At 72.9% G+C, this 2701-nt stretch carries 1 protein-coding gene; it reads right to left on the reverse strand.

Going from position 1 to position 2701, the window contains the following annotated elements:
- Nucleotides 1–2701 (reverse strand): SDR family NAD(P)-dependent oxidoreductase (locus tag ACIO5E_RS39630; protein WP_400677577.1); only part of this gene is annotated, 2701 nt, incomplete at both ends.

The raw sequence follows: 2701 nt of genomic DNA on the forward strand, positions 1-2701 counted from the left end.
AAGTCGGCGGCGTTGTGCAGGAATCCGCCTTCGCGGGTGATCGACCCGCCGGGGAGTGCCGGATCGAGGATCCCCGCCAGATCCCACCCACGGTCGGTGGGGAAGCCGGTCACGGCGTCCGCACCGGACACCACGAGCCGCCACAGGGCTTCCGCGCTGCCGACGCCGCCGGGATAGCGGCACCCGATCCCGACGACGACCACCGGATCGTCTTGGGAGGTGGTGTCGGCTGTCGGCGCGATGTCGGCCGGGGCCGCACCGAACATCGTGTCCCGCAGGTGATCCACCAGCGATGACGCGTTCGGGTGGTCGAAGACCAGGGTCGACGGAAGCTGGAGCCCGGTCGACGCGTTCAGGCGGTTGCGCAACTCGACCGAGGTGAGTGAGTCGAAGCCGAGCTCGCTGAAGGCCCGCCCCGAGTCGACGGTCTGCGGGCCGGAATGTCCGAGCACGGCCGCGACCTGGGTGCGGACCAGCGCGAGCAAGGCGGCATCGCGGTTCGCCGGGCTCATGGGACGCAGCCGTTCGGCGAAGCCGCCTGCGGCCCGTTCGGCGGCGCGCTGCGGTGCCGTCGGCACGAGCGCGCGCAGCAGCGGCGGAACCGGCGCGTGATCGCCGGCTACCGCGTGCGCGTCGAGGTGTATCGGGACGATGACGGGGACACCGGCGGTCAGCGCGGCGTCGAACAATCCCAGACCCTCGGCGTCCCGCAGCGGCCTGACGCCCGCTCTGGCGGCGACGGTGGCCGCCATGCCGGTGGCCCACGGTCCCCAGGCGAGGCTGGTGGTGGGGAGTCCGGTGGTGGTCCGGTGGTGGGCGAGGGCGTCCAGGTAGGCGTTGGCGGCGGCGTAGTTGGCCTGGCCGGGGGAGCCGAGGACGGACGCGGCGGAGGAGAACAGGACGAACGCCGTGACGTCGCGGTCCCGGGTGAGTTCGTGCAGGTGCCAGGCCGCGGTCGCCTTCGGCGGGAAGACCCGCTCCAGGTGTTCGGGTGTCTGGTTGACGAGGACCGCGTCGTCGACGACCCCCGCGCAGTGGACCACCGCGAGCGGCCGGTCGGCGGGCACCGTGGCCAGCACGGCGGCCAGGTCCGCCCGATCGGTGAGGTCGCAGACGACGGACGTGACGTGCGCCCCGGCCTCGGTCAGCTCTTCCAGAAGCTCCGCCGGGACCGGACGCCGCGCGGCCAGGAGCAACTCGCTCGCGCCGTGCTCCGCCACGAGGTGCCGGGCGACGAGACCGCCGAGCGCACCGGTGGCCCCGGTGATCAGCACGGTCGCGGACGACCAGTCCGGGCCGACGGTACCGCCCGGGACGGCACGCACCAGCCGCGGGACGTATGCTTCGCCGTTCCGGATCGCGATCTGGTTCTCACCCGCGGCCACGGCGGCCACCACGGGGGGCCGCCAGTCCGAATCGAGATCGTCGACGTCGACGAGCACGAAACGGTCCGGATGCTCGGACTGGGCCGACCGGGTCATCCCCCACAGCGCAGAGTTCGCCAGTGACCGGGCGGTCCCGGGCGCAGCATCGGTGTCCAGCAGGCAGGAGCCGGTGGTGAGCACCGCCAGCCGGGCGCCGGCGGCCGGCTCATCGCCCAGCCACTGCTGCAGAGCGGCGAGCGTCTGTGCGGCGGACGCGACGGCGTCCTCACCCGTGGGGAGGGAAAGGTAGACGATCTCCGGCTCGGTGACGGGTGCCGACTGTGCCGATCGCACCCACGACGTCCGGAACAGCGAGCGCGACCCCTGCCCGGCGCCGCGCTGCAGCGGGCGCAGGGTGAGCCGGCCGACGTCGAGCACGGTGGCGCCCGATGTGTCGGCGATCAGCAACGACACCGCCTCGGGCGCGACGGGAGAGATCCGTACCCGCAGCTCCTTCGCGTTGACCGTGGGCAGGGCCACGTCGTTCCAGGAGAACGGAACCAGCGGCGCGTCGCCGGTGACGCCGGACGGCGCGAGCCCCAGAGGATGAAGCGCGGCGTCCAGGAGCGCCGGGTGGATCGCGAAGCCGTCCGCGTCGGCGGCCTGTTCCGCGCCGAGGACCACCTCGGCGAACAGGACGTCGTCCTGCACCCAGGCACGGCGCAGGCCCTGGAACGCGGGACCGTACTGCCGCTCGGAGCTCTCGGCGTAGCAGGAGTCGACATCCAGCGCCGTGGCCCCGGCTGGCGGCCAGATGATCAGATCGCCGTCGGTGGACGCGGGACGCGCCGCGACGAGTCGGCCCTCGGCGTGCTTGGTCCACGGCTCATCGGGCGAGGCGTCAGCGGGGCGGCTGAAGACGCTCACCACCCGTCCGCCGGTGTCCGGCTCGTCCACCAGGACCTGGATGTGGACCCCGGTGTCCTCGGTGAGGACGAGTGGTGCGCCGAGGGTGAGCTCCGCCAGGAACGCGTGGTCGACGTGGCGCGCGGCCTGCATCGCGAGTTCCACGAACGCGGTTCCGGGCAGCAGGACGTCACCGCGCACGGCGTGGTCGGCGAGCCACCGGTGCTCCGTCAGCGACAGGCTCCCGGTGAGGAGGAACCGGTCGCCGTCCGCGAGTCCGACCGCGGTGTCGAGGAACGGATGGCTCAAGGTGCCGGGCGGGGCGGCGGACTCCATCCAGTAGCGGGTGTGTTGGAAGGGGTAGGTGGGGAGGGGGGTGTGTCGTGCGCCGGTGTTGGTGAAGTAGGCGTGCCAGTTGACGGGGGTGCCGT

Source organism: Kitasatospora sp. NPDC087314 (genome assembly GCF_044744365.1).
GTDB lineage: Bacteria > Actinomycetota > Actinomycetes > Streptomycetales > Streptomycetaceae > Kitasatospora.